This is a genomic window from Mycobacterium scrofulaceum (assembly GCF_002086735.1).
GTDB lineage: Bacteria > Actinomycetota > Actinomycetes > Mycobacteriales > Mycobacteriaceae > Mycobacterium > Mycobacterium scrofulaceum.
This window is the reverse complement of sequence record NZ_MVIJ01000006.1, coordinates 120,422-140,786: the sequence shown is the minus strand read 5'-3', so window position 1 is coordinate 140,786 and position 20,365 is coordinate 120,422. Positions and strand designations below refer to the sequence as shown.

Here is a 20,365-nt window from a genome sequence, read left to right as displayed (position 1 = left end):
AGGGACCCGATGACACAGAACGGGGCGGCCGCGCCCGAGGAGCTGACGGGGCCGGTCACCATCCCGGTGGAGGCTTATCTCTCCGAGGAATACGCGCGCGCCGAGCGCGACAAGCTGTGGCGCAAGGTGTGGCAGCAGGTCGGGCGAGTGGAGGATCTGCCCAAGGTCGGTAGCTACCTCACCTACGACATCCTCGACGACTCCGTCGTCGTGATCCGTACCGGGCCCGACACGCTCAAGGCCCACCACAACGTGTGCATGCACCGCGGCCGCCGGCTGGTCGACACCCCGGCCGGCGCGAGAAACGCCTGCGGCCAGAAGAAGTCGTTCGTGTGCGGGTTCCACGGCTGGACCTACGACCGGGACGGCCAGTGCACCCACGTGCCCGAGCAGCAGGACTGGCAGGGCGCCCTGACCCCGGAGAACACCCACCTGGCCGCGGTCAACGTCGACACCTGGGGCGGCTGGATCTGGATCAACATGGACCCGGCGTGCGAGCCGCTGCGGGACTACCTCGAGCCCGCCGCCACCATGCTCGATCCGTTCCGGTTGCAGGACATGCGCTGCAAATGGCGGAAATGGCTGCATTTCGAATGCAATTGGAAGGTCGCCATGGAGGCCTTCAACGAGACCTACCACGTCGCCACCACCCACCCGCAGTTCAACAAATTCGGCAACTTCCGCGGCTGGGCGATGGCGCAGGGCAAGCACAGCAACATCGGCTACGACGCGCCCAAGGGTCTGGAGGAGACCAAATCGAAGATCCGCCTGGGAACCGGTGCGGACCCGCGGGTTTCGACGGCGGAGATGCAGATCTACACGTTGGAGGAGACCAACGCCACCACGACCGCGACGCTGGTCGAAGCGGCGCGCCGGCTGGTCGATGAGTTGCCGGCGGACACCCCGGCGGGTCGGGTGCTCGAGCACTGGCTGTCCTCGGCGCGGCGCGACGACGCGGCGCGCGGGGTCGAGTGGCCGACCATCGATCCCGAACACCTGGCCAAGAGCGGCACCGCCTGGCAGATATTCCCGAACTTCCAGATCGGGCAGGGCCTTACCACCGCGCTGTGCTACAGCGCCAGGCCATTCGGCTACCACCCGGACAAGTGCATCTTCGAAGCGTCGTGCTACGAGCTCTACCCCAAAGGCGAAGAGCCGCGGACCGAATGGGTGTACGCGCCGCCGGATGACCCGAACTGGCGCAGCGTCCTGCCGCAGGACTTCTCCAACATGGCCGCCGTCCAGCAGGGCATGAAGTCCTATGGCTTCCGCGGCCCCAAACCCAACCCCTACATGGAACGCAGCACCGCCAATTTGCACCGCAACCTCGCCCAGTACCTGGGCACCGGTGCCCCGAAGGAACTAGCGACGGAGATACAACGATGAAGGTCAATCTTGGGTTCGGCGCGCACAACTCCCACGACTGGGAGCGGGTGCTGGCCGAGGACTTCAGCCGCCCGCCGGCGACGCCGGACTTCGAGTGCGTCCAGTCGACGCTCGGCATCGCCGATCTGGCCGAGCCGCTCGGGTTCGACGGCATCTGGATGCCCGAGCACTGCGGGACGCCATATGGCATGACGCCCAACCCGATTCAGGCGCTGAGCTATTTCGCCGGCCGCACCGAGCGGGTCGGCCTGGGCACCTTCGTCGTCGTCGCGCCGTGGTGGCACCCGGTCCGGCTCGCGCACCAGATCGCCTACCTCGACATCCTCTCCAACGGCCGCTACACCACGATCGGGATCGGCCGCGGGGTGTCGAAGGGCGAGTTCGACGCGGTCGGTGTGCCGCGCGAGGAGAGCAGGCAGCGGTTCAACGAAACGCTCGACATCTTGCAGCTGGCCCTGTCCGGCGAGCGGTTCTCCTACGAAGGGGAGATTTTCACGGTCCCCGAGATGTCGTTGCGCCCCGAACCGCGCAGCAGCGACCTCTTTTCGCGAATCTACAGCTCGTCGTCGACCGCCGAGTCGCTGGAGATCCTGGCGCGGCGCGGCATGGTGCCGCTCTTCGTGGGCAACAAACCGATCGAGGACGCCGGACGAGAAGTGCAGAAGGTCAACACCTTCCGCAAGGAAGAAGGGCTGCCGCCCTGCCAGCCGAAGAACGTCATGTTCATGTACTGCACGACTGGAGACCCCGCCCGGTCCGAGGAGTGGATCTGGACGGCGAACCGCGACGTCACCGTGCACTACGGGTTCGCCGACGCCTCGAACTTCAAGGGCGTCAAGGGCTACGAGGCGTACGCGGCCAGGGAGGCCACCGCGACGGCGGTGCTCGCCTCGTCGGTCACCGGCGACGCCAAGGCCGGTCCGTCCAAGACCCCGGGCTACCACGCCTCCAACCTGCTCATCGGGACACCGGAGGAGATCTTCGAGCGCATCAAGGCCGCGCAGGAGGCGTGCTCGTTCTGCGAACTGACGATCGTCCCCCAGTTCGGCACCATGCCGTATCCCGAGGCGATGGCCAGCACCGAGTTGTTCGCCAAGGAGGTGCTGCCCGCCGTTCAGGAAATGGCGGCACCCCTGCACGCCGCGGCGCTGCCGGAGAACGCCCTGGCATGACGAACCCGGACTGCCCCCCATCGCAGACGCCGGACGACGTCGACTTCGGAGCCCTGCGTGAAAGGTACCGGCGCGAGCGCGAGAAGCGCTTGCGGCCCGAGGGATCCAAGCAGTACGTCGAGCTGGTCGACGACTTCGCGGGTTACTACGAGACCGATCCGTACTCACCGCCGTTGGTGCGCGATCCGATATCGGCGGACATCGACGTCGTCGTGATCGGCGGTGGTTTCGGCGGACTGCTGTGCGGCGCGTACCTGAAGAAGGCGGGCGTCGACGACGTCCGGATCATCGAGCTGGGCGGCGACTTCGGCGGGGTGTGGTATTGGAACCGCTACCCGGGAATCCAATGCGACAACGAATCCTATTGCTATGTACCGCTGCTCGAGGAGCTCAACTTCATCCCCTCGAAGAAGTTCGCCGACGGCGCCGAGATCTACGACCACTGCCGGCGCATCGGGAAGCACTATGGGCTCTACGACTCGGCCATCTTCTCTACCCAGGTGCGCGAACTGCACTGGGACGAGCCCGCCGCGCGGTGGCGCATCGCCACCGACCGCGGCGACGACATCCGGGCCCGCTTCGTGGTGATGGCTTCCGGCCCGTTCCACCGGCCCAAACTGCCCGGCATCCCCGGAATCAAGGACTTCCGGGGGCACAGCTTTCACTCCTCGCGCTGGGACTACGACTACACCGGCGGCGACACCTCCGGTGGGCTGGACAAGCTCGCCGACAAGCGCGTCGCGGTGGTGGGCACCGGCGCGACGGGCATCCAGATCGTGCCGTTCCTCGGCCGGTATGCCAAGCAGCTCTATGTCTTCCAGCGCACGCCGTCCTCGGTCGGTGCCCGCAACAACGCGCCCACCGATCCCGAGTGGGTCAAGACGCTCAAGCCCGGCTGGCAAAAGGAGCGGCAGCGCAACTTCCATGCCTGGACCTTCGAGGGGATGGCGCTGGGCCAGCCGGACCTGGTCTGCGACTTCTGGACCGAGCTGGGCCGCAACACCGCGGCGCGGGTCCTCGCGCTGGAAGACCCGGCCTCCATGACGCCCGACCAGTTCATGGCGATCCGCGACGAGGAAGACTTCAAGGTGATGGAGCGGCTGCGGCGCCGGGTCGAGAGCCTGGTCGATGACCCCGTGACCGCGGAGGCCCTCAAGCCCTACTACCGGTTCTTGTGCAAGAGGCCGACCACCAACGACGACTACCTGCAGACCTTCAACCGCCCCAACGTGACCCTGGTCGACGTGTCGGCGAGCAAGGGCGTCGAGCGCGCGACGGCAAAAGGCCTGGTGGCCAACGGAATCGAATACGAGGTCGACTGCATCGTCTATGCCAGCGGCTTCGAGATCACGACGGAGATCAGCCGCCGGTATTCCATCGACACGATCGAGGGCCGCGGTGGGGTGTCGCTGTTCGACCATTGGCGCGACGGTTACAAGACGCTGCACGGAATGACCAGCCGTGGCTTTCCCAACCAGTTCTTCACCGGGTTCACGCAGGTCGGCATCTCAGCGAACATCGCCGCGAACTACGAACTGCAGGGCGAGCACATCGCCTACATCGTCGCGCAGGCCCTGGCCCGCGGCGCACGCACCGTCGAACCCACCGAGGCCGCCCAGGGCCAGTGGTGCGAGACCATCCGGGATACCGCTGTCGACACCGGTCAGTTCGACTCCGAATGCACGCCGGGCTACTACAACAACGAAGGCGGTGGCGGCGGCGAGGGCATCCGCTCCCACCTCGGTGAGCCCTACGGGCCGGGGTTCTACGCCTTCGGCGACCTGCTGGCCGACTGGCGTGAGCGGGGCGACCTCGACGGTCTAGTGCTGGGATGGTGATGGCGCAGCTGAGATTCGACGATCGGGTGGCGGTGGTGACCGGCGCCGGGCGCGGGCTGGGCCGCGAGTACGCGTTGCTGTTGGCCGCCCGGGGCGCCAAGGTCGTGGTCAACGACACCGGCGGCGCGCTGACCGGCGCGGGCGCCGACGCCGCCCCGGCCCACGAGGTGGTGCGCGAGATCCGGGCGGCCGGTGGGGACGCGGTCGCCTGCACCGAGTCGGTCACGACGCCGCGGGGCGGTCAGGCGATCATCCAGGCGGCGCTGGACAACTACGGTCGGATCGACATCCTGATCCACAACGCCGGCAACGTCCGGCGGGGCTCGCTGAGGGAGATGAGCTACGAGGACTTCGACGCCGTCATCGACGTCCACCTGCGTGGCGCGTTTCACGTCGTGCGGCCGGCTTTCCCGCTGATGTGCGACGCCCACTACGGTCGTATCGTGTTGACCTCATCGATCGGCGGCCTGTACGGCAACCACGGCGTGGCGAACTATGCCGCCGCCAAGGCGGGCCTGGTCGGCCTGTCCAACGTCGTCGCGCTCGAGGGCGCGGCGAACGGGGTGCTGTGCAACGCCATCGTTCCCTCGGCCGTGACGAGAATGGCCGAGGGACTGGACATCTCGGCCTATCCGTCGATGGGCACCGAGCTGGTGGCGCCCGTCGTGGGATTGCTGGCCCACGAAACCTGCCCGGTCAGCGGGGAAATCCTGGTTGCCATCGCCGGCCGGGTGGCCCGCGCGGTGATGGCCGAGACCCCCGGCGTGCACCGCCCGGCATGGTCGATCGAGGACGTTTCCGAGCAGCTCGACGCGGTGCGTTATCTGGCCGCCCCCTTGGTGTTTCCCGTCGTGCCGGACGGCCACGGCGACCACATCCGCTACAGCTTCGACACCGCGGCGCGCAAGGAAGGCGTGCGGAATGTCTAGCCGAGGGAGCGGCCCGCTGGCGGGTGTACGCGTCGTCGACCTGACGGCGATGGTGATGGGCCCGTACTGCACGCAGATCATGGCCGACATGGGCGCCGACGTGATCAAGGTCGAACCCCCGCAGGGCGACGACACGCGGTACGTGTCGGTGGGGCCCGTCCGTGGGATGGGCGGGGTGTTCGTCAACGTCAACCGCGGCAAGCGGGGGATCACCGTCGACCTGCGGTCGGACTCGGGCAAGGCCGTCCTGCGGGCGCTGATCGAGCGGGCCGACGTCTTCATCCACTCGATGCGCTCCAAAGCGGTTGCCCGGCTCGGGTTCAGCTACGACGAGGTGGCGGCGATCAACCCGGGCATCGTCTACACGAACTGCTACGGCTACGGCCGCCGCGGCCCCAACCGGGATCTGCCCGCCTACGACGACACCATCCAGGCCGCCTGCGGGTTGCCGTTCGTCCAGGAGCAGCTGACCGGCGAACCCAACTACGTCGGCACGATCATGGCGGACAAGGTCGCCGGCCTGACCGCGCTTTACGCCACCATGATGGCGCTGTTCCACCGCGAGCGCACCGGTGAGGGCCAAGAGGTCGAGGTCGCCATGTTCGAGACGATGGCGTCGTTCATGCTCGTCGAACACGCGAACGGCGCCATGTTCGATCCGCCGTTGGGCCCCGCGGTTTACCCCCGCACGGTGGCGCCGAACCGGCGGCCGTATCGCACCAGTGACGGCTACATCGCCGCGCTGATCTACAACGACAAGCACTGGGCCGCCTTCATGGAGGCGGTGCGGCCCCCGTGGCGCAGCGATCTGTACGCCACACTCGAGCGGCGGGCCCGCCAGATCGACACCGTGTACGCGTTGCTGGCCGACACGCTGGCCCAGCGGACCACCGCGGAGTGGCTGGATTTGTTCCGCGAGCTGGAGATACCGGCCGCGTCGCTGTCCAGCCCGGCGATGCTGTTCGACGACGAGCACCTCGATGCCGTCGGCTTCTTCGAGACGGTGGAGACGCCGCACGGCCCGGTGCGGTTCCCCGGGGTGCCCACCTGGTTTTCCCGGACGCCGGGCCGCGTCGCCGGGCCGGCCCCCGAACTCGGCGCCGACACCGACGAGGTCCTCGACGAGCTCGGCCTGGCCCTGGTCGAGGTGAACGCCGACACGGAACGCGCGGGCCCCGTATAGCACGCGCAGCAGTCGCGAAAAGCGAAGCGGGTCTTCGCGTGTCTCCGATCGATCAGGCCGCGCCGCCTTTAAGCTGGCTCCGATCAACAGGAGGGGCAGCGACGTATCGGCATCAACCATGGCGCCGGGCGACCAGGTGGTCAGGGCGCGCTAACCGCGAGCGCTGAGCCGGGCGGGATCGATCCCGCGCCGGCTCGTCGTGCTCGGCGCGCCCGGTGGGTGGCTCCCGTGCGCCGGGCCGGCCGGCTGGCGATCTGGGATAAACCGGAGCGGCGCAGCGGGATCCCGGCGCTCGACGGGTTGCGCGCGATCGCGGTTGCGCTGGTGCTGGTGGGACACGGCGGCATCCCCGGGGTAGGCGGCGGATTCATCGGCGTCGACGTGTTCTTCGTGCTGAGTGGATTCCTGATCACCTCACTGCTCCTCGACGAGCTGGGCCGAACCGGGCGTATCGAGCTGACCGGGTTCTGGATTCGCCGCGCGCGCCGGCTGCTGCCGGCCCTGGTCCTGATGGTCATGACGGTGGCCGCGGCCCGCCAACTCCTCCCGGACCGGTCCATCACCGGCCTGCGCGACGACGCGGTCGCGGCGTTCGTCTGGATGGCCAACTGGCGGTTCGTCGCCCAGAAGACCGACTACTTCACCCAAGGCGCGCCGCCCTCGCCGCTGCAGCACACCTGGTCGCTCGGGGTGGAGGAGCAGTACTACTTCGTCTGGCCGGTGCTGCTGATCGCGGTGACCCTGCTGTTGGCCGCGCGCGCGAGGCGCCGCTGCACCCGCGCCACCGTCGGGGGCGTCCGCTTCGCGACGTTCGTGATCGCCACCGTGGGCGCCGTCGCCTCGGCCGCGGCCGCGATCGTGATGGTGTCCGACACCACCCGGGACCGCGTCTATTTCGGCACCGATACCCGCGCGCAGGCCCTCCTCATCGGCGCCGCCGCGGCCGCTCTGCTGGTCCGCGACTGGCCCTCGTTGAACCGCGGCTGGTGCCTGATCCGGACCCGGTGGGCCCGGCGCGTGGCCCGCACCCTGCCGCTGGTCGGCCTCGGTGGACTCGCGGCGGCGACGCACTACGCCACCGGCAGCAGCGGCGAGTTCCGGCACGGTTTGCTCATCGGGGTCGCGATCGCCGCGGCTTTCGTGGTGGCGCCGGTGGCGCTGGAGCAGCGCGGGGCCGTCGCCCGCGTCCTGGCCGCGCCGCCCCTGGTGTGGCTGGGCACCATCTCCTACGGCGTCTACCTGTGGCATTGGCCAATCTTTCTGGTGCTCAACGGCGAACGCACCGGATGGACCGGGCTGCCGTTGTTCGCCGCGCGCTGCGGCGCGACCGTGGCCCTGGCCGCGCTGTCCTGGTGGTTGCTCGAGCAACCCATCCGGCGCTGGCGGCCGGCGCGGGTTCCGCTGCTGCCGTTGGCCGCGGCGACGGTGGCCAGCGCGGCCGCGGTGACCCTGCTCGTGGTTCCGGTCGGGGCAGGCCCCGCCCTGCGTGAGGCCGGCCTGCCGCCGGGGGTCTCGGCGGTCGCCGCCGTGTCCCCCTCGCCGCCGGGCACCGGCCGGCCGGCCGGGCCCCGCGATCCCAACCGGCCCTTCACCGTTTCGGTGTTCGGCGATTCGATCGGCTGGACCTGGATGCACTACCTGCCACCGACGCCGGGATTCGCGTTCCTCGACCACACCGTCATCGGCTGCAGCCTGGTGCGCGGCACGCCGTATCGGTACATCGGACAGACCCTGGAGCAGCGACCGGCGTGTGACGGCTGGCCGATCAGATGGTCGACGCAGGTCAGCCAGGACCAGCCGGACGTCGCACTGCTTATCATCGGCCGGTGGGAAACCGTCGACCGCGTGAACGAGGGGCAGTGGACCCACATCGGTGATCCGACCTTCGACGCGTACCTCAACAACGAGCTGGAGCGTGCACTGAACATCGTGAGCGCCAACGGTGTTCGGGTGGTCGTCGCCACCGTGCCCTACAGCAGGGGTGGTGAGAAGCCGGACGGCCGGCTCTATCCGGAGGACCAGCCCGACCGGGTCAACCTGTGGAACACGATGCTGCGCAAGACCGTCAGCCATCACCCGGGCGTGCAAATCCTGGACCTGAATAAAAAGCTATGCCCCGACGGTGTTTACACCGCCAAGGTCGACGGCATCAAGGTGCGCAGCGACGGAGTCCACCTCACCCCCGAAGGGGTGAAGTGGTTGACGCCCTGGCTCGAGGAATCCTTGCGGTAGGCCTAATCGCCGGTCCGGCAGCTGATCTCCATGCTGTCGCTCTCCCTGACCTGGAAGTTGAAGCTGACGTAGCCATTTCCCGGATCGCGCACCCGGTCGAGATACGGCTGCGTGTCCGCCGCGCTGGTGTTGTCGGCGACCACCAACGCTCCCGTCGACAACCGCGGTTCGAGCAGCTCGATCACGGGCAGATACAGGTCCTTCCAACCGTCGAGCAGGACGAAGTCCACCGGACCGTCCAAGCCGGCCAGTGTGGACAGCGCGTCCCCTTCCAGGATGGTGATCACGTCGTCGAGGCCGGTCTGCGCGAACGTTCGTCGCGCGGCGGCGATCTTGGCTTCGTTGAGCTCGGTGGTCAGCACCCGGCCGGCGCCGTTGTCCCGCACCGCCGAGGCCAGGTGGACGGCGGAGATGCCGAACGACATGCCGAACTCGACGACCGTCGCCGGCCGGGTCGCGCGCACCAGGGCATAGAGCAGCCGGCCGGCTTCCGGTGTGACCGGGATGTAGAACTCGCTCATCGCGTCGGCGCGCTCCCGCGCCGTCATCGGCCGGTCGAAATCGCCATGCCGCTGGCGCAGCAGCGACATCTGGTTATTCGCCTCGGCGTACATGCGGTCGAGCACCGTCGCGACCTTCGGATCCTGCAGGGTGTTGGCCATGCCATCGAGGGTAGGCCGCCCGGGCCGGTGAGCGGCTGCCCGACGGGGGGCGGCGAGCTGCGATAACGGTTACGCAAACCAGTTTGACGGGCCCCGGGGCGGGGTGTACAAAGGGTTTCGCAAGCACCTCGGTAGGTGAGGCGTCTGCATGGACACAGGCCACTGACCCCGAACGTCGAGAGACGCCCCGGGTCAGGACAGCTCTTCCCGGACCCAAGGGTTGAGCCCAAGTGGCTTTCGGAACATGGGCGATCGTCGGCTAGGTTCCGGATACGCCGTGCAGTGCCGAAGCTCCGACGAGAGGGGTGCGACCGGCGGTGCGCCGCCGGCATTCGCTGCTCTCCCGTTCAGGTGACATGTGATGACACCCCCGTGTGTCATGGCCGTGAGGAGGTGAGGGCGAGATGAGTCCAGGCGAAAGTCCCTATCCGAATTCCGTCTTGTCCCGATCCGGTTCCGGCATTCCTTCTGCCGCCTGAGCTTTCACGGGCACCCGGTGGGCGGCGTGCGCCGAGTCGGCGCGGTCGCCCGGGTGTGCCCCGGCGCCGAGCCGATCGGGCCTCCCGCAAGGAGAAGATCATGGCTTTTGTTGTCGCACACCGTCGTACCGGCGGCGGGCGCGGACGTGCGTTGCTGCGGTCGGCGCGGCTGCTGGCCACCAAGGTGCACGCCCGGACCACCCTGACTCCCCAGGAACGGGCAAACATGTACGTGTCGCGGATGCCGATCGCGGTCGTCACGGCCTCGCTGGGCGGGCACCCCTCGACCGGCAACCGCCGGTGACCGGTACCGGCACCCCATGACGCCCGTGTCGTCCGTCGGCGCCGTCAACGCCGCCGCGCCGACGCATCCCGGTGGTGACCACGCCGGCGACATCGTCGGCGCGTTCGGTCGCATTCGGCGTGACGGCGCGTCGGGTGCCTTCGACGGCCGCTGGCGCCGGTTGCGCACCCTGCTGGTCATCAGCGGTCCCGGGCTGATCGTGATGGTGGGGGACAACGACGCCGGCGGTGTCGCGACCTACGCGCAGGCCGGGCAGAACAACGGGATGGCGGTGCTGTGGACGCTCGCGTTGCTGATCCCGGTGCTCTACGTGAACCAGGAGATGGTGCTCAGGCTCGGCGCGGTCACCCGAGTCGGGCACGCGCGGTTGATCTTCGAACGCTTCGGCAAGTTCTGGGGCGCGTTCAGCGTCGGTGACCTGCTGGTCCTGAACGCCTTGACGATCGTCACCGAATTCATCGGGGTGGCGCTGGCGCTCGGATTCCTGGGGTGCCCGAAGGTGATTGCGATCCCGGCCTCCGCCGTGTTGCTGTTCGCGGTGGTGGCCGGGGGGTCGTTTCGCCGGTGGGAGGGGCTGATGTTTCTGCTCATCGCGGTGAACGTGCTGGTCATCCCGATGACAGTGTTGGTGCACCCGACGGCGAAAGGGATTGCCGGCGGGCTCATCCCGCGGTTCGCGGGCGGGGTCGACTCCACCGTGCTGCTGTTGATCATCGCGATCGTGGGCACCACCGTCGCCCCTTGGCAACTGTTCTTCCAGCAGTCCAACGTGGTGGACAAGCGCATCACCGCGCGCTGGATGCCCTACGCCCGGGCCGATTTGGTGATCGGCATCGTCGTCGTCATGGTCGGCGCGACGGCCCTGATGGCGGTCACCGCGTTCGGTCTGGCCGGCACGCCCGGCATGGGTCACTTCACGGACGCCGGCGCGGTCGCGGCCGGGTTGTCCCAGCACGTCGGCCGCACGGTCGGGACGCTCTTCGCGATCATCCTGCTCGACGCCTCGCTGATCGGGGCCAACGCCATCGGGTTGGCCACCACCTATGCCCTCGGGGACGCGATGGGCAGGCGGCACTCGCTGCATTGGAAGATCGGCGAAGCACCCTTGTTCTACGGCGGCTATGCCCTGCTGCTCGCGGTGTCGGCGGCGGTGGCGTTCAGCCCCGACCACATCCTTGGTCTGGTGACGCAGGGCGTGCAGGCGCTCGCCGGCGTCCTGCTGCCCTCGGCGACCGTTTTCCTGGTGCTGCTGTGCAATGACCGGGCGCTGCTGGGCCCGTGGGCCAACTGCGTGCGGCAGAACATCGTCGCGTGGACCATCGTCTGGTCGCTTGTGCTGCTATCGCTGGCCTTGACGGCGACGACGTTCTTTCCCGGCCTGTCGACGTCCGCCATCGAGACGGGCCTGGCCGTCGGCGCGGCGTTCGGCGTGATCGGCGGCGCCGCGGTCATCGTCGCGGGCCGACGGTACACCGAGATGCGTGACGCGGAAGCCGTCGTGCGGACGCTCGGGGGCGGCCTGGATCCCGGGCAGGTCGACGAGCTCGACGACGCCCCGACGCTCACCCGGTCGGAACGTCGCGCCCTCCGCCGGCAGGACCGGATGAACTGGCAGACCCCGAGCCTGGCCGGGCTGGGGCGCCCGGCCATGTCGCCCATTCGCCGTGCCGGGCTGCTCACCCTGCGGGCCTACCTGGTCGTGGCGGTCGCGTTGGTCGTCGTCAAGATCGTCCAGGCCGGCGTCGTGAGCCCCGCGGCTTCGTTGTCAATGATTCGGTAGCAGAACGATTTTCCCGCGGGTGTGTCGCTTCTCCAATTCTTCGTAGGCGTCGGCGACGCGGTCCAGCGGATAGGTGGCGGCGACCTCGAAATCGATGGCGCCGCCAACGACCAGGCCGGCCATCTCCGCCAGCACCTCCGGCGTCGACGCCTCGGCGCTGCCTTCCGTCTTGGCGCCAACTTCGCCGGCCTTCTGAAACGAGATGATGGTGTCGATTCGCTCGGGTGCGACGCCGAGATCGACGGCGAGCTGAACGTACTCGGGACCGAAAAGATCGATGAACGCGTCGATCCCGTGTGGTGCCGCCTCGCGGAGCCGGTCGGCCAGTCCGTCGCCGTGGGGGACCGGGGTGACGCCATGGGCGCGCAGCCAGTCGGCGTTGCCCGGCCCGGCGATGCCGAGCACCCGCGCCTCCCGTAGCACCAGAAGTTGGACGACGAGGCTGCCGACCCCGCCCGCGGCGGCGGAGACCGTGACCGTCTCACCGGGTTGCGCAGCCACCGCCCGGACGGCGGCGTAGGCGGTCACGCCGACCACATAGAGGGAACCCGCCACCTCCCAACTCAACCGGGGCGGCTTGTGGATCAGCTGCCCGACCGGGACCGCGACATGCGTGGCATGGCTGGACCGGCGGAAGCTGAACCCCAAAACCTCGTCGCCGAGGGCGAATTCGGTGACTCCGGCGCCCACCGCGGTGACGACGCCGGCGAGGTCGCTGCCCTCGCCCGACGGAAACGTCGCGGGGAACATCTCACGCATCGCCCCGGACCGGATGGCGGCCTCGCCCGGGTTGATCCCCGCGGCGCGCACCTCGACGACCACCTCGCCCGGCCCGGGAGCGGGCATGTCGACCTCCGCGATGTACAGCACCTCGCGGCCCCCGTACCGGTCGAACCGCACGGCGCGCGCCGCCGCAGCCGACATGTCGATCTCCTCTCTCGTCGTCAACGTGCCGACCCCACGCCGGCAAGCTACAGCAGGCCGAGCAGCCGCAGGTCGAAGACGTACTTGGCGATCAGGTCCGCCGACAGGTGCGGAATGTCGTTGTCCGCACCGAGTTTGGCCGCCCGAACCGCATGGCGGAAGACATCGGTCGGGGCCGGCGCACCGCGCAGCGGCCTTTCCGGCTTCCGGTAGGCGTCCAGCAACGGGAGCACGGACTGTTGGCGCTGCCTGTCCGGCAGGGCGCGCAGCGCGGTGCCGAACCGCCCGAGCCACTCGTCGTAGTCGTCGATGCGCGCGATGTCGTGCCCGCCGGCGATCAACCAGTCCACAAACACATCCAGCGAGATGCCGTCGTCGTGCGGGTTCATCACATCGAAGGAGCGAAACGTCCTGGACGGCTCGGATTCTTCGGCGCCCGTGGCGATCTGCTCGCCGAGGGCGGTGACGGCTTCGGCGATGAAGTCGGCGGGCAGCCCGTCGTAGTGGGCTATGGCCCGACCACCGCTGTCGGTGGCTTCGTAGAAGGACGACGGCGCGATGCCGGTGACGAGCAGGCTGAAGATCAGCCGCGTGAACGCGTCGGGCACGTTCAACTGCCCCGCGTAGCGGCTGTGCGCCAGGATCATGTCGGACCGGAAGACGGCGACGGGCAGTTCGCACAGGTCGTGCGCCTCGCGCAGCAGCACCTCGCCGGCCCACTTGCTGTTCGCGTATCCATTGGCGTAGCTGTCCTCGATCGGCCGGACCGGGCTGATCGCGCGGATGTCGCCGTCTTCGGCGAAGTCGGCCGGATCGACCGACATGGCGACCGCGACGGTGGACAGGTAGGTCACCGGCTTGATGCGGTCGGTGATCGCCAGGCGGACAATCTCGGCGGTGCCAACGACGTTGGGCCCGAACAGCTGGTCATAGGGCAGGACGTGGTTGACAAGCGCCGCCGGGTGAACGATCAGGTCCACGCTGTGGGCCAGCCCGGCCCAGGTCGCGCCGTCCAGCCCGAGGTTCGGCTCGCCGATGTCGCCGGCGACGACCTCGAGATGATCGGCCGCCAGCTCGCGGAACCGCTCGAGCAGGCGTGGATCGCCGCTACGGTAGACGTGCTCCAGCCGCCCGGTCGCCGCCGCGGCGTCGGCGCCGCGCACCACGCAGACCAGCTTTCCGCCGGTCTCGGCCAGCCGCTCCAGCCATTCCAGGCACAGGAAGCGGCCGAGATAACCGTTGGCGCCGGTCAACAGGACCGTGCGCGGGGTGCCGGTGGCCCGCGGCAGGGTCGGCGCGCCGGCCAGGGTTTTCGCGTCGATGAACTTGTCCAGCGTGAGGTCGGCCGCGCGGACCTCGCTGGCGCCGCGCCCGTGCACCGTCGCGAACGTCGGCCGCCGCGAGCCCGATTTCCGTTCGGAGTCAACGTAATCCGCGAGCTGGCGCAGGTCGGTGGCCGGCCCGATGATCATGCCCACCGGCACCTCGACGTCGAAGATGTCCTGCAGCAGGTTGGAGAAGGTCAGGGCGGAGGGAATCTCCGCCGAGCTCGATGAACAGCGCGTCGGGCTCGGGCGGGCCGCCGGCCAGCCCGAGCAGCGCTTCGGCGGCCCGCCCCACCGTGTCGATGACCGGGCGGTCGGCCGCACCGTCGCGCAGCGCGCGCAGCTCGGTCACCCGGTTGGCGGCCAGCTCCGCGTACAACTGCTCGAGCCGGTCGCCGTAGTGCTCCTTGAGCTTGGGCCGGAGCAACTTGCCCACCCCGGACAGCAGCCCGTTGTCTTCGCTGAACGCCTCGGTCTCGACGAGAAAGTCGACCGGCACCTCGTAGGACTGCAACTCGGCGAGTTTGCCTGCCTGGCGCAGTGATTCACGAAGGACGGCCTTGAGCCCGTCGTGATCGTCGCCGAACCTGTCCAGCGCGTCGACGGTCGGCACGATGACGGCCAGCAGATAGGGGCGTTCGCTGTTGCCGTAGACGAAGACCTGGCGGATCAGGGCCGCGCTGCTGAACACGGCCTCCAGGCGCGCGACGGCGACGAATTCGCCTTGGGCGAGCTTCAATACGTTGTTGCGCCGGTCGACGTAGGCCAGCCGATCCGGCTCCAGCTCGGCCATCACGTCCCCGGTCCGGTAGTAGCCGTCCGGATCGAAGGCGTTGGCCGTGACATCCGGGCGTTTGAAGTACCCGGGCGTGGCGGTCAGCGACTTGACCAGCAGCTCGCCGCGCGGGAACGGTTTGTCGGTAAGGAAATAACCCAACTCGGGAACATCGACCAGCTTGTAGCCGAGGACCGGGGGCCGGGTGATCCGGCCGTCCTTGGTCACCATCCCGACCTCGGTCAAGCCGTAGCCGTCGAGCACGTGCACATCCAGGCAGGTCTCCACGAAACCGCGCATCTCCGCGGCCAGCGGCGCCGTGCCGCAGAAGGCTGTCACGACGCGGCCACCCAGGACCTGCTCGCGCAACTCCGTCCGCGCCCCGGCCTCGGCGGTGTGCGGGTCTGCTCCCTGGGAGACCCGCCGGTCGACGGCGCTCTGGTAGCGCTGGTACAGCATCTCCGCCACCCGGGGCACCAACCCCATTTCGGTGGGGCGCACCAGGTTCCAGTCGTCGAACAGCGTGGACAAGTCGCTCTCGGGAACGAAGTAGCTGGTGCCCCCCGCCTGGAACGCGGTCGACAGCGGTATCCGGCCGCCGAGGTGATTGAGGGGCATGAAATTGACGTTCAGCACGGGGGTGTCCGCGAAGTCGGGCATCAGTTCGTTGGTCCACAGCTTGCAGAGCATGCGCTCGGTGTACATCGCCCCCTTGGGCAGTCCGGTGCTGCCCGACGTGTACATGATCATCGCCAGGCGCTCGTCGATGTCACCGGTGTACGCCGGCTCCGGTGGCAACCCGCGACCGCGCTCGACCAGTTCGTCGAAGGTCTCGATCGTCACCGCCATCCCGGCTGCCGACAGCGTGGTCCGCGCCCGCTCCAAAGCCTCACGCTGATCATCGATTTGGGGCGAGTAGTCGAAGACCACCAACCGGCGCAGCGACGCGCTGCCCAGCGCCGCCTCGACGGCGAGGTCAAGGTAGCCGGCGCCCGCCGCCAGCACCCGCGGCTCGACCTCGGCGACGATCGGCTGCAATCGTGACGCCGCCGCGTTGTGCTGCAACGGCACCGCCACCAGGCCCAGGTAGCCGCACACGAGATCGACGGTGAGGTACTCGGCGCTCGCGAAACCGACTGTGGCGACGAAGTCTCCGGGCGTGACCGGATTCACGGCGTCGTGTCGCCACGCGCCGGCGATCGCTCCCACGTTGGCCCACAGGTCGCGGTAGCTGATGGTGTCGAAGCGGGGGAGTAGCCGCGCGGTGGTGCGGCCGGTCGCGGGATCGGTGACCAACGAGCGTGCGCGCCAGCCGAGTGCCGGGCGATCGGCGTAGCCCTCGACGAAGGTCTGCAGGATCTGGGTGAGGCGAAGCCCCGGCCGGCGTGCCGCCCGTTGCAGCGCCGCATCGGGCTTGGCGCTGCGGAACTGTTCGTCCGCGGCGTCCAGTTGGCGAATCCGGTCGGCCACCCGCGCCCGCGCCGTACCGCTCGGACCCACGACGGTCGATTCCCCCTGCTTCGCGTCACCGGTCATGGCCAGCCTCCCGTTCGGATCCTCGTCTACCGAGAACTCACTGTCACGGGCCGGTCTTCCGTTCGATGGTTGTGACGGTCGTCACAACGACGGCACGGCGCGCATCGAGCCGCGCCGAACGTTTGCCGGCGCGACCGGCGTCAGGCGACGACTTGGATGGGGTCGCCGACGTTCACCTGGTTGAAGTACCAGGCGGCGTTGTCGGGACTGAGGTTGATGCAGCCATGACTCACGTTGGCATAGCCCTGCGAGTCGACCGACCAGGGTGCCGAGTGCACGTAGACGCCGCTCCAGGTGACGCGAACCGCATAACTGGCGGTGATCTTGTACCCCTCGGGCGAGCTGAGCGGGATGCCGATGGTCCGGGAGTCCATGACGACGGTGCGCTGCTTCTCGAGGGCGGTGAAGTTGCCGATCGGCGTGGGCCTGCTGGGCTTGCCCATCGACGCCGGCATGGTGCGCAGCACCTCGCCGTTCCGGCTGACGGTGAAGGTGTGCGCGGAGATGCTGGCGACACCGAGCAGGGCGTCTCCGGTGTCGAAACCAGTGGTCAGGGCCTGAATGCCGACCGAAACGTGGGTGTGGGCGGGCCAGTACTGGTTGGGCACCCACTGCACGACGTTGTCCTTGACCCACTCGAAGTGCCCGGTGGTGTTGCTCGGCGAGGTCACGCGGATGGACCGCTCGACGGCCGCGCGGTCGTCGACCGGCGCGGTGAAGGTCACGACCACCGGGTGCGCAACGCCCACCACGGCGCCGTTAGCCGGCAAAACCGAGGCAACGGCCGGGACGGGTTGCGGGAGCGGCAGCGACGCGTGGGCGCGGGCGGGGGATGCGACCAGGCCCATCGCCGTGATCGCGACCATAACAAATAGATAACGAACACCTCGACGCATAGCGCCCGCCCTTCGAGATGGTGCGATTGACGAGACTCTATTCTACCGGCTGTTCCCGCAGTGCCACTTTCAGCAAACAACTGGGGGCTCGCCGGCCGCCGTCCGCCGGCCGGACTGGCTGGTGTGCGGGCGACGCGTTAGCCTCAGCAAAACTCCGTCGGGCCGAGGAGGCACGGGTGCTCTTCCGTCAGCTGGAGTACTTCGTGGCGGTCGCGCAGGAGCGTCACTTCGCCCGGGCGGCCGAGAAGTGCTTCGTGTCCCAACCCGCGCTGTCCGCCGCGATCGCCAAGCTGGAACGCGAGCTCAACGTCACGCTGATCAATCGCGGACACAGCTTCGAGGGCCTGACCCCGGAAGGCGAGCGGTTGGTGGTGTGGGCCAGGCGGATTCTCGCCGAGCACGACGCTTTCAAGGCGGAGGTCCATGCGGTGCGGTCGGGCATCACGGGCATGCTGCGGCTGGGCACGGTCCCCACCGCCTCGATGACCGCCTCCCTGGTGCTCTCGGCGTTCTGTTCGGCGCACCCGCTGGCCAAGGTGCACATCCTTTCCCGGTTGGCGGGCACCGAATTGTACCGGCGGCTGCGCGAATTCGAACTGGACGCCGCGATCGTGCACGCGGCGCCGGATGAGGCCCACGACGTCAACCTGGTGCCGCTGTACGAAGAGCACTACGTGCTGCTGTCACCCGCGGACATGTTGGGGTCCGCCGCGGCGACCACGACCTGGCCGGAGGCGGCGCAGTTGCCGCTGGCGCTCCTCACCCCCGACATGCGGGACCGCCAAATCATCGACAAGGCCTTCGCCGATCATGACATCGAAGTGATCCCACAGGTCGAAACCGACTCCGTCGCTTCGCTATTCGCTCAGGTGGCAGCGGGGAACTGGGCCTGCATCGTGCCGCACACCTGGCTGTGGACGTCGCCGCTGGGCCCCGAAGTCCGTGCGGTGGAGATGGTCGATCCGGTGCTCAAGGCCGAGATCGCCCTGGCGACCAATTCCGCCGGACCCGGTTCGCCGATCGCCCGCGCGCTCGCCGCTTCCGCGGCGGGGCTGTCGCTCGACGAGTTCTTCGACGCGCAGCTGCAGCAGATCACCCACCGGCGCTGACCGCCGCCGCGCTCGTCGGGTTCAGGCCCGCCAGATGCCCGCTTTCCACCCCCGCCGCCGGGTCGAGCTCGCAGTCGATGATCGACGGTGTCCGCGCCGCGATGGAATCGGACAGCGCCGACCGCAGCTCGGCCGGGGTGGTGACGTGATACCCCTTGCCGCCGAAGGCTTCCGCGAGCAGCTCGTGATGCGCCCGCGCATTCAGGACGGTGGGTGCCGGGTCCGTACCATCGGCGGCCTCGTCGCCGCGGTAGACGCCGCCGTTGTTGAGAATCACGACGGTCACCGGAAGCCGGTAGCGGCAGATGGTCTCGATCTCCATGCCGCTGAAGCCGAATGCGCTGTCACCCTCGATGGCCACCACGGGTTGGCCCGTCTCGACGGCGGCGGCGATGGCGTAGCCCATGCCGATGCCCATCGTGCCCCAGGTCCCGGTGTCGAGCCGGTGTCGCGGCACCTCCATGCCGATCACGTTGCGCGCCAGGTCGAGCGCGTTGGCCCCCTCGTTGACCACATATGCGTCCGGGTTCGCTTGCAGCACGGTGCGAATCGCGCCCAGCGCGTTGTAGAAGCGCATCGGGCGCGGGTCTTCGGCCAGTCGCTCGCGCATCTTGGCGTCGTTGCGTTCGGTGCGGGCGGCCAACTCCTTGGTCCATTCCTCGGGCACGGTGAGGGGGTGGGCGGCCACGCCGTCGCGCAGCGCCGCCATCACCGAGCCGATGTCGCCGGCCAGGGGGGCCGCGATCGGCTGATTGCTGTCGAACTCCGACGGGGCGATGTCGACCTGCACGAACCGGGCGTCGGCGGACCACTGCGGCGACTCCCCGTGTCCGAGTAGCCAATTCAGGCGGGCGCCGACCAACACCACCACGTCGGCGCGGCCGAGCGCGAGCGAACGCGCGGCGGCCGCCGACTGCGGGTGGGAATCCGGCAGCAGCCCCTTGGCCATCGACATCGGCAGGAACGGAATTCCGGAGGCCTCGACGAATTCGCGAATCAGGTTGTCGGCCTGCGCGTATGCGGCGCCCTTGCCCAACACGATCAACGGTCGCTGCGCCTGTGCGAGCAGCTGCAGCGCGCGCTCGACCGCCTCGGGCGCCGGCAGTTGGCGCGGCGCGGGGTCGACGATCCGCCAGACCGTGGCCGCGGCGTCGTCGGCATTCATCGCCTGGCCCAACACCTCCCCGGGGATGTCGAGGTAGACGCCGCCGGGACGCCCGGAGATCGCGGTGCGCACGGCGCGCGCGACACCGCGGCCGATGTCCTCGACGCGGCCGATCCGGTAGGCCGCCTTCGCGAACGGCCGCGCCGCGTCGAGCTGGTCGATGTCCTGGTAGTCACCGCGTTGCAGATCGACCAGCGCCCGATTGCTGGAGCCCGAGATCTGGATCATCGGGAAGCAGTTCGCGGTGGCGTTGGCCAGAGCGGGCAGGCCGTTGAGGAAGCCGGGCCCGGACGTCGTGAGGCACACGCCCGGTCGGCGGTTGAGGAATCCCGCGGCCGCCGCGGCGTTGCCCGCCGAGCTCTCCTGGCGGAAGCCGATGTAACGGATGCCGGAGGCCTGCGCGACGCGGGCGAGGTCGGTGATGGGAATGCCCACGATCCCGTAGATCGTGTCGACGTCGTTGGCCTTGAGCGCCTCCACCACCAGGTGGAAGCCGTCGATCAAACGCGCGGGCCCCTGCGCTTGGCCGGGAGATGCCGAAAGTGCGGTCATGGTGGCGACTCCTCGTGTGTGGTCTCGGTGGGGTAAAGCCTCGGCCATACTCTGGCCCGGCGGCCAGGCGGGTGTCCAAGACCGGGCCGCTATGCAGCGATTCACAGCGTTTATCGGT

Annotated in this window: 13 protein-coding genes, 1 pseudogene and 1 riboswitch; of the genes and pseudogenes, 9 read left to right on the top strand and 5 right to left on the bottom strand. The window is 68.8% G+C overall.

The features are described from left to right. Positions 1-9 precede the first annotated feature (9 nt). The 6 genes from BST44_RS06365 to BST44_RS06340 all read left to right on the top strand — a co-directional run bounded on the left by BST44_RS06365 (position 10) and on the right by BST44_RS06340 (position 8,740). A complete protein-coding gene (locus BST44_RS06365; RefSeq protein ID WP_083175809.1) occupies positions 10-1,386 on the top strand; it encodes an aromatic ring-hydroxylating oxygenase subunit alpha in 1,377 nt (458 codons plus the stop codon). Then, a complete protein-coding gene (locus tag BST44_RS06360) occupies positions 1,383-2,558 on the top strand; it encodes an LLM class flavin-dependent oxidoreductase (RefSeq protein WP_083175807.1) in 1,176 nt (391 codons plus the stop codon). The genes BST44_RS06365 and BST44_RS06360 overlap by 4 nt, the downstream gene beginning before the upstream one ends. Further along, positions 2,555-4,396, top strand: a complete 1,842-nt coding sequence (locus BST44_RS06355; protein WP_083175805.1) for a flavin-containing monooxygenase — start codon at positions 2,555-2,557, stop codon at positions 4,394-4,396. The genes BST44_RS06360 and BST44_RS06355 overlap by 4 nt, the downstream gene beginning before the upstream one ends. Next, positions 4,396-5,325, top strand: coding sequence for an SDR family NAD(P)-dependent oxidoreductase (locus BST44_RS06350; RefSeq protein WP_083175878.1), 930 nt, complete (start codon positions 4,396-4,398; stop codon positions 5,323-5,325). The genes BST44_RS06355 and BST44_RS06350 overlap by 1 nt, the downstream gene beginning before the upstream one ends. Continuing rightward, positions 5,318-6,508: a CaiB/BaiF CoA transferase family protein gene (locus BST44_RS06345; protein ID WP_083175803.1), complete on the top strand. Its 1,191-nt coding sequence runs from the start codon at positions 5,318-5,320 to the stop codon at positions 6,506-6,508. Before BST44_RS06350 ends, BST44_RS06345 begins: the two co-directional genes overlap by 8 nt. A 177-nt stretch (positions 6,509-6,685) precedes the next feature. Continuing rightward, positions 6,686-8,740, top strand: a complete 2,055-nt coding sequence (locus BST44_RS06340) for an acyltransferase family protein (protein WP_208619736.1) — start codon at positions 6,686-6,688, stop codon at positions 8,738-8,740. Positions 8,741-8,742: 2 nt separating this feature from the next. Here BST44_RS06340 and BST44_RS06335 read toward each other — a convergent pair whose 3' ends face one another. Continuing rightward, positions 8,743-9,402 (bottom strand): O-methyltransferase, encoded by a 660-nt coding sequence (locus BST44_RS06335; RefSeq protein WP_083175799.1) that lies wholly within the window; start codon positions 9,400-9,402, stop codon positions 8,743-8,745. Between the two features lie 120 nt (positions 9,403-9,522). Continuing rightward, positions 9,523-9,714, top strand: a riboswitch (M-box (ykoK) riboswitch). 267 nt (positions 9,715-9,981) lie between these two features. On the opposite strand from BST44_RS06335, the gene BST44_RS29430 reads away from it, so the two are divergent. Both BST44_RS29430 and BST44_RS06330 read left to right on the top strand, forming a co-directional pair. Next, on the top strand, positions 9,982-10,185 hold the full coding sequence (locus tag BST44_RS29430; protein WP_142274371.1) for a hypothetical protein: 204 nt from the start codon (positions 9,982-9,984) through the stop codon (positions 10,183-10,185). A gap of 16 nt (positions 10,186-10,201) precedes the next feature. Further along, positions 10,202-11,965: an NRAMP family divalent metal transporter gene (locus BST44_RS06330; RefSeq protein WP_083175797.1), complete on the top strand. Its 1,764-nt coding sequence runs from the start codon at positions 10,202-10,204 to the stop codon at positions 11,963-11,965. Here BST44_RS06330 and BST44_RS06325 read toward each other — a convergent pair. The 3 genes and pseudogenes from BST44_RS06325 to BST44_RS06315 all read right to left on the bottom strand — a co-directional run bounded on the left by BST44_RS06325 (position 11,951) and on the right by BST44_RS06315 (position 17,421). Then, positions 11,951-12,889 carry an NADP-dependent oxidoreductase gene (locus tag BST44_RS06325; protein ID WP_083175796.1) on the bottom strand — a complete coding sequence of 313 codons (939 nt, stop codon included), beginning with the start codon at positions 12,887-12,889 and terminating at the stop codon, positions 11,951-11,953. The genes BST44_RS06330 and BST44_RS06325 overlap by 15 nt on opposite strands. A 47-nt stretch (positions 12,890-12,936) precedes the next feature. Next, a pseudogene (gene car, locus BST44_RS06320) lies at positions 12,937-16,525 on the bottom strand (carboxylic acid reductase). A gap of 140 nt (positions 16,526-16,665) precedes the next feature. Continuing rightward, complete coding sequence (locus BST44_RS06315) at positions 16,666-17,421, bottom strand: L,D-transpeptidase (RefSeq protein ID WP_083175794.1); 756 nt, start codon at positions 17,419-17,421, stop codon at positions 16,666-16,668. A 176-nt stretch (positions 17,422-17,597) separates the two neighbouring features. On the opposite strand from BST44_RS06315, the gene BST44_RS06310 reads away from it, so the two are divergent. Further along, positions 17,598-18,530, top strand: a complete 933-nt coding sequence (locus tag BST44_RS06310; protein ID WP_083175792.1) for a LysR family transcriptional regulator — start codon at positions 17,598-17,600, stop codon at positions 18,528-18,530. Here BST44_RS06310 and oxc read toward each other — a convergent pair. Then, the gene (gene oxc / locus BST44_RS06305) at positions 18,514-20,247 is read right to left on the bottom strand and encodes an oxalyl-CoA decarboxylase (RefSeq protein WP_083175790.1); all 1,734 of its coding nucleotides are present in this window, start codon (positions 20,245-20,247) and stop codon (positions 18,514-18,516) included. The genes BST44_RS06310 and oxc overlap by 17 nt on opposite strands. Between the last annotated feature and the right edge of the window lie 118 nt (positions 20,248-20,365).

Coding starts and splice junctions, on each gene's coding strand:
- BST44_RS06365 (WP_083175809.1), top strand. CDS start 10: ATGACACAGAACGGGGCGGCCGCGCCCGAGGAGCTGACGGGGCCGGTC.
- BST44_RS06360 (WP_083175807.1), top strand. CDS start 1,383: ATGAAGGTCAATCTTGGGTTCGGCGCGCACAACTCCCACGACTGGGAG.
- BST44_RS06355 (WP_083175805.1), top strand. CDS start 2,555: ATGACGAACCCGGACTGCCCCCCATCGCAGACGCCGGACGACGTCGAC.
- BST44_RS06350 (WP_083175878.1), top strand. CDS start 4,396: ATGGCGCAGCTGAGATTCGACGATCGGGTGGCGGTGGTGACCGGCGCC.
- BST44_RS06345 (WP_083175803.1), top strand. CDS start 5,318: ATGTCTAGCCGAGGGAGCGGCCCGCTGGCGGGTGTACGCGTCGTCGAC.
- BST44_RS06335 (WP_083175799.1), bottom strand. CDS start 9,402: ATGGCCAACACCCTGCAGGATCCGAAGGTCGCGACGGTGCTCGACCGC.
- BST44_RS29430 (WP_142274371.1), top strand. CDS start 9,982: ATGGCTTTTGTTGTCGCACACCGTCGTACCGGCGGCGGGCGCGGACGT.
- BST44_RS06330 (WP_083175797.1), top strand. CDS start 10,202: ATGACGCCCGTGTCGTCCGTCGGCGCCGTCAACGCCGCCGCGCCGACG.
- BST44_RS06325 (WP_083175796.1), bottom strand. CDS start 12,889: ATGTCGGCTGCGGCGGCGCGCGCCGTGCGGTTCGACCGGTACGGGGGC.
- BST44_RS06315 (WP_083175794.1), bottom strand. CDS start 17,421: ATGCGTCGAGGTGTTCGTTATCTATTTGTTATGGTCGCGATCACGGCG.
- oxc (WP_083175790.1), bottom strand. CDS start 20,247: ATGACCGCACTTTCGGCATCTCCCGGCCAAGCGCAGGGGCCCGCGCGT.